The following is a 12965-nucleotide window of genomic DNA, read 5'->3' on the forward strand; positions in this document are numbered from 1 at the left end:
AATACTATATATTGTATTCTTTCTGTCCTATTTATCTTTTGTTTTTTTCTTTTGTTTTTCTTTTCGCTTATTTTTTAAAGCTTTTAGAGTTTTTTATTCGATTAATTGAACTTGCTGTAATATTGTATAAAATAGAAACTTTATCTTATTTTTTCTGTTTAAATAACCAATCTCTTATTCCCTCAATATTATAAGCCGTTTTCCATGTAGCCATATGTTCGGAGCCGGGATTTCCCTGCTGCAAACTAGGTAGAGTTCCCTTTTCAATTACAGTATATTTTATATTTGCTTCAGGATTTTTATCCAGCACTTTTTTTACTGATTGACTGAACTGTTCAGAAGTATAGTCCCCTCTCCAAGTATCTTTTACAACAACACCTCCATTTTTGGACAATACTTCGGTAATTGCATTCCAACCCGGATAAGCTTTCATATCTCCTGTGGAAACTACCGTCCACATTTTATTTTTTGCCATAGGAGCGGTGAGCGAGGCATCCCACTGACAAGCTACAAAATATGTTGCTGCAAATAAATCGAGATACTTAAAGTTCATAACAATGGACATCATCCCGCCCATGGACTGTCCTGTAGTATACATTCTATCCGTGTCGACACTGTAGTTTTTTACTACATAATCTTTTATCAGATTTACGGTAGCTTCCAAATCAGATGTTATACTTCCGTCATCTTCCACTACTTTTTTTGAATATTGCGGTGCTAAAATAAAAGCTTCGTGTTTTGCCTGTTCTTCGGGAGTTGCCCAGACTATTGCACCATTTCCCTGAAGCAGTGTAACCTTTGTGTTTTCACTTAGAGGTCCCGCATCGTGCATAAACAGAACTAACGGATATCTTTTATTTTTACTGTAATTTTTCGGTATGTATAAATTATATTTCAAAGTTACTCCCGTTTTAGGGTCTTTATATTCAAATTGTCTGAAATCATCTACTACAAGATTTTTTATTTTATTATTTGTAAATTCTGTCTTATCAGCCTTTATTATTTTCCCCGAAACTGTTTTGATATCTTCGTTTTGAGATAATGTTATTTTTGCGGGAAGTATATTATTAGCTTTTATAAACAGTTGGGCTTTTTCATCTTTTTCAGATAGTTCAATTATTACATACTTACCATTTTTCCCTTTAGCTGATTTTTCAGCTTTATTATTCGTATAAATTCTTGTTATCGTCCTGTCAGCAACGTTATATACGGTATTTTTTAAGTTATCATTTTTAATGTCAACATTATATTCTACAACTATCCCTGTCAGTTTTTGCCCTGTTCCGAATACCTCTGTTATGGCCGTTATATTTTTTATCTGTTTCGGAAATTTCATAGAATTTTTTTCGGTTTCTACAGATAATACATTGGAAAATATTGTTATACACAATATTATTAGATATACTGTTCTTTTCATAAGATTTTTCTTTTCTTCCTTTCATTATTTATTGTTCCTATTTTTTATTTTTATCCGAAAAATTATAAACTATTAAAATTATATTTTACTTTCTTTGATGTTATTTCGATATTATCTGTTGTTCAGATATTTGAGAAATTCTTTTTTATCGGTTTCTTTTATTATAAAGGTTTCTTCTATTATTTCTTTTTTGCTCTCTTCAAAAATAGGAACCTGAACAATTTCTTTCATTTCAAGATTTTTTTCCAGTTCAGACATTATTTCTTCAGAAACATTTTCCACAAATGAAAATCTGTAAGTATTTTTTCTTTCTTCTATTGTCTGTATACTGTTCATTTCAGCAAATATTTTAAATTTTATATTTATTATAAATTTTTTCATTTCCTGAGGTATTTTCCCAAATCTGTCTTCTATTTCACTTACAAGGTCATTCAGCTCTCTAAAATCTTCTAATATGGCAAATCTCTTATATATATTCAGCCTTTCTTCTTTTTCAATATAATTTTCAGGAATAAATCCTTTTTCTTTCAGAATTATTTCCACATTTTCGGTTTTTTCCCTGTATTCACCTTTCTGCCTTTTTATTTCTTCATTCAGCATTTTTAGATAAAGGTCGTATCCAAAAGTTTCTATCGTACCGTGCTGCTTTTCTCCTAATATTTCTCCCGCTCCTCTTATTTTCAGATCTTCCATTGAAATCTGAAAACCTCCTGACTTTATCCCTTCGACTTTTTGCATACTTTCTTCTTTTTTCTGACCTTTTTTAGTAGCCGTCCTTGTTTTCAGAAGATAGCAATATCCCTGTCTGTTGCTCCTTCCTACACGTCCTCTAAGCTGATACACCTGTGAAAGTCCGAGAGCATTGAAATTTTCTATCAAAATGGTATTGGCATTGGGTATATCTATTCCATTTTCAATAATTGTGGAAGCAAGAAGTATATCAAATTCTCCCTGCTCAAATCTTCGTATTTTATCTTTAATCTCCTTAGGTAAAAGTTGTCCGTGGATAAATTCTATTTTTACAAAATCAGGCAATATTTTTTTCAATTCCTCTATTTTATACTTCATGCTTTTCACATCATTATAAATATAAAACACCTGTCCGTCTCTTGAAAGTTCCTTTAATATGGCAGTTTTAACAACTTCTTCTTCCCAGTTTATCACTTCTGTAATGATAGGCAGTCTATTTGTAGGCGGTGTGTCTATTACTGATATTTCCCTTATTCCCAACAGAGCCATATTCAGTGTTCTCGGTATGGGAGTAGCAGTAAGAGTAAGAACATCCACTTTTTGACGCTTTTTCTTTATCGTTTCTTTTGCTTTTACGCCAAATTTCTGTTCCTCATCTATTATGAGCAGTCCTAAGTTATTGAACTCCACATCTTCACTTAACAGCCTGTGAGTTCCGATAACCAAGTCGATAATTCCTGTTTTTATATTTTTCAGTATTTCTTTTGACCTACTTTGGGTAAGCCTTGACAAATTTTCTATTGTAACGGGATAATTTTCATATCTCTGTTTAAATCTTTTATAATGTTGTTCCGCCAAAACGGTAGTAGGTGCTATAAGAGCCACTTGTCTTGAGTTTTCCACTGCTTTAAATGCTGCTCTCATTGCCACTTCGGTTTTTCCGTATCCTACATCTCCGCATACTATCCTGTCCATTATATAAGGCCCTTCCATATCCTGTTTCACGTCTTTTATCGCCTTTTTCTGGTCTTCAGTCTCCTCAAACGGAAACTGTGCTTCAAATTCTTCCTGCCAGACAGTGTCTTTTCCATAGACAAATCCATTCTGACTCTGTCTTTGAGCCTGAATTTTTATTAACTCAGCTGCAAATTTTTCAATATCTTCAGCCAGCTTCTGCCTTTTTCTTTTAAATCCTCTCGTTCCCAGTTTATATAGTTTAGGTTCTTCACCATAAGAAATATATTTTTCAAGTCTGTCGAGTTTTTCCACGGGAATATAAAGTATATCTTCATCGGCATATTTTATTTTCAGATAATCCCTATCTTCGATTGTTTCTATCCCTTTGTATATACCCACTCCGTACTGAACATGAATGACATAGTCGTCTATCAGTATTTGATTTACTTTTTTATATTTTATGGCTTTATTGCTTTTTCTTTTCTTCTCGTAAATATATCCGTCGAGCTCCCTGTCTGTAAGTATGAAAGTATCTCCTATTATAAATCCTTCAAAAAGCTCACGGTTAATAATATCTATCTTACTGTTATCTCCATATTCTTTCAGCTTTTTTTCATAATTTTTTGTATATATATGAATATCTTTTTTTTGTGACAATTTTTCCAGTTTTTCTTTATCCTTAAATATTTCCGACTGTTCTTCACTGAAATTTGATGTTTCTATGATAAGACTTTTCTTTTTCAGATTTTCATATCTTTTTCTGTAAGTGTTTTCCCTATCCCTGTCAATCAGGATAAACTCTTCCATTTTATAATTCAGAAGTTCCTCATTTTCGAGTACAATTATCACATCTTCTTTTTTCAGTTCCTCTATCAGTTCTACAAGCTCATAGTTATTTCCCGACAATATATTCCCGAATATTTTTATTTCTTCTTTTCTGTTAATCGATTTTTGGGTTTCTATGTCAAATTCTCTTATACTTTCCAATTCATCATCAAAAAATTCGAGCCTTACAGGATTTTCTGCATTAGGCGGAAAAATATCTATAATATCTCCTCTTCTGCTGAATTCTCCTTTTTTCTCTATAAGATATGACTGTAAATAACCGTTTTCAGTAAGAAATCCGATAATATCGGAAAATTTATAGCTTTCTCCTATTTTAAAATAAAGAAGATTTACTTTTTCAAAAAATACGTCCAATGTTATCTGTAAATTTAGGAATAATATAAATTCCTGTCTGTTTTTAAGGATATTCAGCAGTTCTATATTTATTCCCGTCAGATCTTCCTTGTTATTGGATATATTCTCAAAAACAGATATACTTTTTTTATCGGTTTTATAGTCTTCTATCATTTCATAATAATTTTCCAGATTTCTATTGGAAGTCGATACATATATTATCTTTTTTTCGTCCGAACACAACAAAACCCAAGGAATTGCTCCTCGGTAGATTTTGTTTTCAGATTTTAGAATGTTTCCGTCTACTATTTCTAAAAACTTTAAGTTATTCATTTTTTAAATCACTTTCTTTTCTATTTCCTGTTTTAATTCTCATTTTTAATTATAAAATTTCAAATTTTTCAAAATGTTATTTTTAAATCATTCAAAATATATTATTTAAAAACATATTTATAATATACTATTTTATCTCGTTTGACAATATTAATTTTATTACAGTGTAAAAAATATAGATATAGAGCAGGTATGAAACAAGTCCCGCATTATGGAGAAAGGTAAGTATAAATACCGTTATCACGATAATCCCTGTGAGCCCTGCTCCTTTTATAATTTTTTCTCCCGTCATATTTCCCATACCGAACACTTTCGGTCTAAATATATAGTTTATAGGTTGAGTAAAAGCATTTAAAGTCAGAATTGAATATGATAATGTCTCAAATCTTATATTTTGCGACCAGCATATAATGACAGCTATACCCGTCATTATCCCGTAATATATTTTCCCCATAGGATTTGACAGACTCGAAGGCATATCCGTCGCCATATATATTCCTCCGAGCAGCAGTCCTCCCATAGAGAGATTTATATCGGCTCCTATAATTATATTCATCAGAAACAGTTCCAAAAATACAACAAGAAACATTGAAACAGGTATATGCCATGATATTCTGTCTTTTATGAGTAGATAAAGCCCTCCTGCCGCAAGAAAGAATACGGAAAATTCTCCTATTGCTCCTGACGGATTTAATATTGTTCTGTCAAGATAATTAAATAAAGGAATATCTCCCAAATAAGCAAAAAATTTTATTCCTGAAACTTTTAGTGCCGTTTCGCTATACCAGATAGCACCTGATGACATAACCGCAGGAAAAAATACTGTCATAAATTCCCGTCCTATAAGGGCAGGATTAAACATATTTCTCCCCAATCCGCCGTATATCAATTTTCCGAATATGACAGCCGCCGAAGCTCCAAAAGCTACTACATATAGAGGAGTGAAAGGAGCTAATGTCATTCCTAAAAGTATACCTGTTACAACTCCCGAAACATCAGTTATTGAACTATATTTTTTGAAAAATACTATGGAAAAAAGCCATTCCGAAACTAACGCACTTGCTACAGATGTCATAATCACAAGGACAGGAGCCATTCCATATACAGCATATGCTGCAATCATTGAGGGAAGCAACGCCAAAACCACATCGGACATTACTTTTGCAACACTGTCGTTCACTCTTATATGTGGAGTATAATTTTTTGCAGTCAATATTTTTTCCATTATTTTATTTCCCCCTTTTCTCTCATTTTTCTTAATTCATTTTTCTCCTCTTTTATACTCTTTATAAGAGGAACTCTCGACGGACAGGAATACTCACAGGCTCCGCATTCTATACACATATCGAGGTTGAGCTTTACAAGTTTTCTGTACTTACCTTTTCTGTACATCTCCTCAAATTTCATCGGCATTAAGCCCATTGGGCATACATCTACACAATATCCGCATGAAATACAGTTATTTCTCTCGACATTGTTTATAGCAGAAGATAAAAACAGTATTCCGGAAGTTCCTTTTATAACAGGCACATTCATATCTTTTACTTCTTCTCCCATCATAGGCCCGCCAAAAATTATTTTTGCTTCCTTTTCAGGATTTATTTTCTCTAAAATATGGCTTAGTGGCGTTCCTATTTTCAGCAAAAAATTTCCTCTTTTTTCCGTTTTTTCACCTGATACTGTTACAATCCTCTCAATCAGAGGCTTTCCCTCAATAAATGCGTCATAGACTGATTTCACTGTTCCTACATTGCTTACTATTACTCCCGCATCTATAGGGAGTGTCCCTTTTCTTATTTCTTTTCCTGTTACCGCCTTTATGAGTTGCAGTTCGCTCCCCTGAGGATATGCCGACGGCAGTATTTGAGTTTTGATATTAGTCATATTCTTTCTTTTTGCAGTTTCGGAAAATTTTTCAAAAAGTTCTTCATTTTCTTCTTCTATTCCTATTACAATTTCTTTAGGATTAAGTAATTTTTCAACAATTTTTATTCCGTCAAAAAATTCTTCCGTCCATTCATTCATAACAGTATAGTCGGCAGTCAGATAAGGTTCACATTCAGAACCGTTTAAAATAAAAGTGTCTACTTTTTTATTTCCGATATTATATTTTACATGAGTAGGAAACTGTGCCCCTCCTTCTCCTACTATACCGCTATCTTTTATTGCCGAAAGAATTTCTTCTTTTGTATATTTATCAAGGTTTTCCATTTCCCTTTTTTCTAACTTTATGCTGTCATATTTAAAGTCGTTTCTTATTTTTAATGTTTTTACAATATTTCCGTTAGCAACAGGATTTTCTATGACATCCTCTACTGTTCCTGAAACGGGAGAATGTACAGCGGCAGAAACATTTCCCTGTATTTCTCCGATTTTTTCATACTGTTTTACATAATCTCCCTTTTTTACTGTTTCTTTTGAAATCTGTCCTATATGTTGAGCTAAAGGAATATAAAAAATTTCAGAATCATCTATTACTGATAATTTCATCTTTTTAGTTATATGTTTCATTGAATCAATTTTCATTTTCTCATTTACAATATTATTCATTTATTCTCTCTTTCGTTTTTTCTTTTATTTTCTCTCCGTAATATTTATATTTTCTTGATTTTAAAAGTGAAAAATTCGGATAAAAATAACATAAAAATATATTTATTTATTTGAAAAATTTTAAATCTCCACATAATTTAAAAATTTTTCCGAATAATGTATATTTCCACTGTCATCTATAAGATAGCCTTCTACTTTCATTTCTTTTGAAAGGATTTTTATTATTTCCTGAAATTTTTCAGGCGTTCGATTAAATAATCCTGTAGAAATTATATCTCCGACAAAAGCACTTTCGGTTACTATTCCTATTTGCCTGTTTTTACCGGGATACCCTGTTTTAGGACTTATTATATGACCATATTTTTTTCCGTTTATTTCAACATAAGTATTTATTTGATTTGATGTGGAATATGCTTCATTTGAGATTTCTATATCAAATAAATCATTATATTTATCACTGCCTTTATATATATTATCCGTTATTTTGATTGCATAACCTTTATCATTTTTTTCAATTTCTCTGTCAGGCAGAGGATTTTCAATTATAATCCCGAGTGACTGATTTTCTCCGTTATCCTCATTTCCCTTGTCATTTATAGAAAGAATACTGCTTCCTCCTGCATTTATAACGGCATCCGTTATGCCTTTCCCTCTCATCAGTTTAGCCAGTTTATCAATCGCATAGGACTTGATAAAAGAGCCGGTTATAATTTCCTGACCGGCACTTATTTTCACTCTGTTATTTTTTTTGTCTATTTCTATTTTTCTATAATTGACAAGTTCTTTTGTTTTTTGTATTTCTTTTTCATCGGGAACGGATTTGAGATTTTTTTTATAAAAGCCCCAAAGTCTTATGAGAGGCATCACAGTAATATCGTATTCTCCTCCCAATATGTCTGAAAAATATTTTATCTTTTCGAGCATTTCTACTGTTTCATTATCTACTTCCACAAAATTACCTGCATTTTTATTTATTTTGTCAATGAAAGAATTTTTTGAATACGAATTATATTTTCTATTCACTTCTTCCAGAACTGAAAAAAACTCATCAAAAATCTTTTCTTCGTATCTGTCAGGTATTTTTATTTTAATATTGGAATGAAAAAGAAATCTGTTTTGCACTTTATAAAGATTACCCATTACAAGCTCCTCTCAACTTGCTTTTTCCTTATTTACTTGAAGTCGCTCTTTCTTTTTCTTTAGTTTCGGTAGTCGTAGTTTTTGTTTCCTGTTTTTTTTCAGGCTGAGTAACTACAGGTTTTTTTACTTCTCCTTTTTTTGCCTCCTGTGCCTGTTGCTTGTTTTGTGTATCGTCTTTCTCTTTTTTCTGAGCTTTGGACTGTGTTTTTTGTTCGTCTTTTTTATTCGGTTTTCTTACAGTATTCGCTGCAATCTCAATATTATTTTTATTACTGTTCTCATTTTCGAAAACATTTTCAGCATTTTCAGCTGTTTCCATTACAGCTTCTTCTGATTTATTTTCAGTTGTTTCTTCTACAGATGTAGTTACATTATTTTCTGCCGTTTCTTTTTTATCCGATTTTCTGAAGTTTGTCGCTCCAAATGCCACAAGAGAGACTGCTCCTAAAAATAATAATATCTTTTTTAAATTTTTCATATTTTCTATTCCTCCATTATTTTATTTTTGTTATTTTAAATTTATTTCATTTTTTTGATACAGACTTTATTTGAAATTTCTATCTAAATTTTCCCTTTTTATTTGTACGAACAAATATATCATTATTTCTTTTGAATTTAATTAGATTATTATTTTAATTTTCCATTACACTGTTATTTTTTAAAATTTTCGTTTGTTTAGTTTCTTCCTAAATTCATACTTTTCTGAATTTTTTATTATTTAAATTTCTTTTGTATATTTTGTTATATAGTTATTTTTATTTTTTATATTCTGTACTTTTTCTATACTTTTTTCATACTTTTTGTATTATAGAAGTTCTATTAATATTGTTTTCCCTGTTCATAGTATACTCTTTCTTCTCATTTATATTAAAAAGCATTTTTTTGATATAATATTTCATACTTCATTTGTAAGTAGAATGTTATATTCATATTATAAATATCTCCATTAATACTGACTTTGATAGAAATAAAAAAATCTCAATGAAATCTTTTACAATAAAAAATGCCTCAAACAGAAATTCTATAAAAACAGTATAAAAATTATATTTTATATACATTCTATTTTTGAGACAGTTTCTTATTTTCCTATTTACTTAATTTTTAAAGCTTTTTCTATATAGTGCCTCATAAATCCCCGCTTTTTCAATCAGTTCTTCATGAGTTCCCGTTTCTTTTATTTCTCCCTGTTGTATTACTACTATTTTATCACTGTTGATTATCGTCGAAAGCCTATGAGCGATAACAAACGTTGTCTTTCCTTTCATCAGTTTTTCCAACGCATCCTGTACAAGCTGTTCAGATTCATTATCCAAAGCACTCGTTGCTTCATCCAGTATAAGTATCTGAGGATTTTCAAGTATGGCTCTTGCAATGGATATTCTCTGTTTCTGTCCGCCGGACAACTTTATCCCTCTTTCTCCTATTTCCGTTTCATAACTCTCTTCGAGTTTTTCTATAAATTCATGGGCATTAGCTTTTTTTGCAGCTTCTATTACTTCCTCAACTGTTGCATGATGATTACCGTATCTTATATTTTCGAGTATTGTACCTCCAAACAGAAAAGTTTCCTGTGGAACAATACCTATTTTTTTTCTTAAACTTTTTATTTCATAGTCTTTTACGTTTATGCCGTCTATTTCTACAGAACCGCTGCTGACATCAAAAAATCTCGGTATCAGATTTACCAGCGTAGATTTCCCCCCGCCTGAATTTCCGACAAGAGCAATCGTTTCTCCTTTTTTTGCAACTAAATTTATATTTTTTAATATTTTCTCATCATTATCTTTATAGTGAAAGTCTACATTTTCAAAAATTATATTGTCCTTAAATTCTTCAAATTCAACACAGTTTTCTTTATCCGTTATATCCGGAGTTTCATCGAGAATTTCAAATATTCTGCCTATTGACGGGATATTTGTACTTATTTCATTATATCTGCTTATTGCTCTTTTTACAGGAGTATACATTGACGATATGGCTCCTACTATAGCTATAAAATCCCCTGCTGTAAAATGATTTCCTCTTAGTACTCTGAAACCACCGAACATAAGAAGCATTGCTACCATTATATAATTAAGAGCTTCGGAGATTGCACTTGATTTCGAGATATACTTTGCACTTTTTAATGCCACCTTTTTCAATTCTTTGCTTTTTTTCTTAAAATCTCTTATTTCTTCTTTTTCCATAGCAAAAGCTTTAATAACTCTTATTCCCGATAATGTTTCCTGTAATTTTGAATTTAATGTTCCTGTTGCTTCCTGTCTTGCTTTTCCTGCTTTTTTCAATTTGCTCGAATATTTTTTTACTGTAACAAGCAGAATAGGAGCTACGATAAGAACTCCGAGGGTCAATTTCCAGTCCACATAAAAAGCTATTCCTAAACAGACAACAGCCCTAAATGCTTCAGAAAAAAGATTAAAACTTTCTATAATTAAAGAATTTACATTACTCGGGTCGTTTAATACTTTTGTCATTAATTCCCCTACTTTTGTCATTGAAAAATATTCCATATCCAATGACTGTATTTTAGTATATAAATCATCAGTTATATTTTTATAAATTGATGATGATATAATGACTGAAAGTATTCCGTTCCAATAAATCAAAACTGCCCCTACTACGGCAAGACATATCATACCACCTGAAGCATATATTATATCTTTCTGATTACTTCCTAAAATTCCTTGATCAACCAGCCTCTGTACAAGAACTAACGGAGAAACCGAAACTGCTGATGACACCATAGAAAGAAGCATATTAAAAATAATTAAGAAATAATATCTTTTTATATACTTTTTCAGTTTTTTCAAAGTTGATAAATCTTCACTTTTCAGTAATTTCATTTCCTATTCCTTTCCTCTATCATTCTATCTGTATACGGAGTCTATCTTTTTTCTAAATATATTATAATCCTTTATTTTATCTCCATTTACACGAAATATTTTTTCAGGATTTATTTTTATATTATTTGTTTTATCAGTAGTCATAACAAAGGCTTTTATTCCTAATTTTTTTATTTTCTCAATATTTCCTTTGTATCTGTGTCCCCACGGATATGAAAGATATTCCGCTTTTTTATCTAATTTTTCTTCTATCAGTCTTTTATTTTCACTTATTTCAAATTCTACCTTTTTATCAAATTCTTCATTTGAAATTTCTTCAAAAAATTCATTCTTCCCTGCTTTAAATAATTTATTTAAAAATTTCTTTTTTTCTTTTATTGATTTATTTCTAAAATCTTCGGTATTTATAATTTCCCTGTATTTATCCATAAATTTTTCTTTTAATTTTAATCCCCTTATAGCAATCTGACTTCTTATTTTAAATACAGGCAATCCTGTGAAATCTAAATCTCTGAAATCGTCTGTTTCAGATTTTTCTTTTTTGGAAAGTCCTTCCCTGAAAATAGAGAAATATTCCCTTTTTACAAAATCTCCCTCATTTTTCCCAAAAAAACCTTTTATTTCAGGCTTTCTTATAATCGGATAATGGGAATGAGTGTGCAGCTGAAAATCTACCAGTCCGCTATTATACATTTCCTTTATCTCATTCCAACTCATATAATCAATGTCGTTTTCAATATATTTTGTATTGAGGAATATCGTAGCTTTTATATTATATTTTTTTAAAATAGGAAAAGCTTTTGTGTAATTATTTTTATAACCGTCATCAAATGTTACAAGTATACTGTCTTTATCAAGGATATAATTCATTTTTTCAAGTTCTTCCATTTTATATGTTTTTATATTTTTTATATACTCCATATGTTTCTCAAATTCTTCTTCTGATATTATTCCCTCTGTTTTTTCCGTGAAAACATTATGATACATCAGGCATATTATCTCTTTTTTCTGATATTTATAGTATAAATAAATCAGAATCGGGATAACAATCAATCCCATTAATGGCAGAACCATTCTTAACAGATACATTTTATTTTACCTTTCCGAATAATTTCAAAAACGTATATCTTATTTTCTTTATCATTCTGTCTATTTTGAAATCCAAAACACTGTTTTTTCCTCTTCTGCTGAAATGAACATGTCTTTTATCTCCAATATGTTCTACATATTTTTCCTTAAAATATATCGTTCTGTAGTGTCTTTCTTTATAGAATTTTGATAAAGCTATTTCATAAAGTTTATCTTTTAATTTTTCATGGGAACCGAACAAATCATTGTCTGATTTTCTTCTAAGTCCGGGATTATAAGTAAAAATTTCATCCTTTACTTCGTAAAATTTTTCTCCGTCTTTGGAAATATATTCCTCTTTCTTAAAAAATCCTTCTTTGAAATCCTTTTTACTTCTCAGTCCTACTGTTAATAATTTCGGATTTTCTTTAAGAAGTTTCATTGACTTTTCTATAAAATTTCCTTTTAAAAATTCCCAATCATCTTCACAATGGAATATATATTCAGTATCCACTTCCTTATAGGCTTTATCTATGGATTTTAACTGACCTTCTCTAACTTCATTTATTATCAGGTGGAAATTAGGCTTATTTTCCTGATTTTCATACTGGGAAATAAGATTTTCCAGTTTCTTTCCTTCTGTACTGTCTTCAGTTATTATTATTTTTTCTATCGGATAAGTATTTTTTTCAAAGAAACTATCTAATGTTCTCTTAAGCAAATCAAATCTGCCGCAACTTGTTATTACCAGAGTAACTTTTTCCATAGTCTTTATCCTTTCTTAGTAG

At 30.5% G+C, this 12965-nt stretch carries 9 protein-coding genes; all 9 read right to left on the minus strand.

All coding sequences use genetic code 11. From position 1 onward, the window contains the following. Positions 1-145: 145 nt before the first annotated feature. On the minus strand, positions 146-1417 hold the full coding sequence (locus ACO5J6_RS06490; RefSeq protein WP_485642854.1) for an alpha/beta hydrolase-fold protein: 1272 nt from the start codon (positions 1415-1417) through the stop codon (positions 146-148). Positions 1418-1528: 111 nt separating this feature from the next. After that, positions 1529-4576 (minus strand): transcription-repair coupling factor, encoded by a 3048-nt coding sequence (gene mfd / locus ACO5J6_RS06495; protein WP_485642855.1) that lies wholly within the window; start codon positions 4574-4576, stop codon positions 1529-1531. 127 nt (positions 4577-4703) lie between these two features. Further along, positions 4704-5801 (minus strand): RnfABCDGE type electron transport complex subunit D, encoded by a 1098-nt coding sequence (locus ACO5J6_RS06500; RefSeq protein ID WP_485642856.1) that lies wholly within the window; start codon positions 5799-5801, stop codon positions 4704-4706. Further along, positions 5801-7126 carry an electron transport complex subunit RsxC gene (gene rsxC, locus ACO5J6_RS06505; protein ID WP_485642857.1) on the minus strand — a complete coding sequence of 442 codons (1326 nt, stop codon included), beginning with the start codon at positions 7124-7126 and terminating at the stop codon, positions 5801-5803. The genes ACO5J6_RS06500 and rsxC overlap by 1 nt, the downstream gene beginning before the upstream one ends. Positions 7127-7246: 120 nt before the next feature. Continuing rightward, positions 7247-8266, minus strand: coding sequence for an FAD:protein FMN transferase (locus tag ACO5J6_RS06510; RefSeq protein ID WP_485642858.1), 1020 nt, complete (start codon positions 8264-8266; stop codon positions 7247-7249). Positions 8267-8294: 28 nt separating this feature from the next. After that, positions 8295-8744, minus strand: coding sequence for a hypothetical protein (locus tag ACO5J6_RS06515; protein ID WP_485642859.1), 450 nt, complete (start codon positions 8742-8744; stop codon positions 8295-8297). Positions 8745-9360: 616 nt separating this feature from the next. Next, entirely contained in the window at positions 9361-11109 is a 1749-nt protein-coding gene (locus ACO5J6_RS06520; RefSeq protein ID WP_485642860.1) for an ABC transporter ATP-binding protein, read from the minus strand. Positions 11110-11133: 24 nt separating this feature from the next. After that, entirely contained in the window at positions 11134-12198 is a 1065-nt protein-coding gene (locus ACO5J6_RS06525) for a polysaccharide deacetylase family protein (protein WP_485642861.1), read from the minus strand. Position 12199: 1 nt separating this feature from the next. Continuing rightward, on the minus strand, positions 12200-12943 hold the full coding sequence (locus tag ACO5J6_RS06530) for a glycosyltransferase (protein WP_485642862.1): 744 nt from the start codon (positions 12941-12943) through the stop codon (positions 12200-12202). Positions 12944-12965 lie beyond the last annotated feature (22 nt).

The organism is Pseudoleptotrichia sp. (assembly GCF_057270515.1).

Excerpts from the sequence above, each read along its gene's own strand:
- ACO5J6_RS06500 (WP_485642856.1), bottom strand. The coding sequence starts at position 5,801 with ATGGAAAAAATATTGACTGCAAAAAATTATACTCCACATATAAGAGTG.
- rsxC (WP_485642857.1), bottom strand. The coding sequence starts at position 7,126 with ATGAATAATATTGTAAATGAGAAAATGAAAATTGATTCAATGAAACAT.
- ACO5J6_RS06510 (WP_485642858.1), bottom strand. The coding sequence starts at position 8,266 with ATGGGTAATCTTTATAAAGTGCAAAACAGATTTCTTTTTCATTCCAAT.
- ACO5J6_RS06525 (WP_485642861.1), bottom strand. The coding sequence starts at position 12,198 with ATGTATCTGTTAAGAATGGTTCTGCCATTAATGGGATTGATTGTTATC.
- ACO5J6_RS06520 (WP_485642860.1), bottom strand. The coding sequence starts at position 11,109 with ATGAAATTACTGAAAAGTGAAGATTTATCAACTTTGAAAAAACTGAAA.
- ACO5J6_RS06490 (WP_485642854.1), bottom strand. The coding sequence starts at position 1,417 with ATGAAAAGAACAGTATATCTAATAATATTGTGTATAACAATATTTTCC.
- ACO5J6_RS06515 (WP_485642859.1), bottom strand. The coding sequence starts at position 8,744 with ATGAAAAATTTAAAAAAGATATTATTATTTTTAGGAGCAGTCTCTCTT.
- ACO5J6_RS06530 (WP_485642862.1), bottom strand. The coding sequence starts at position 12,943 with ATGGAAAAAGTTACTCTGGTAATAACAAGTTGCGGCAGATTTGATTTG.
- mfd (WP_485642855.1), bottom strand. The coding sequence starts at position 4,576 with ATGAATAACTTAAAGTTTTTAGAAATAGTAGACGGAAACATTCTAAAA.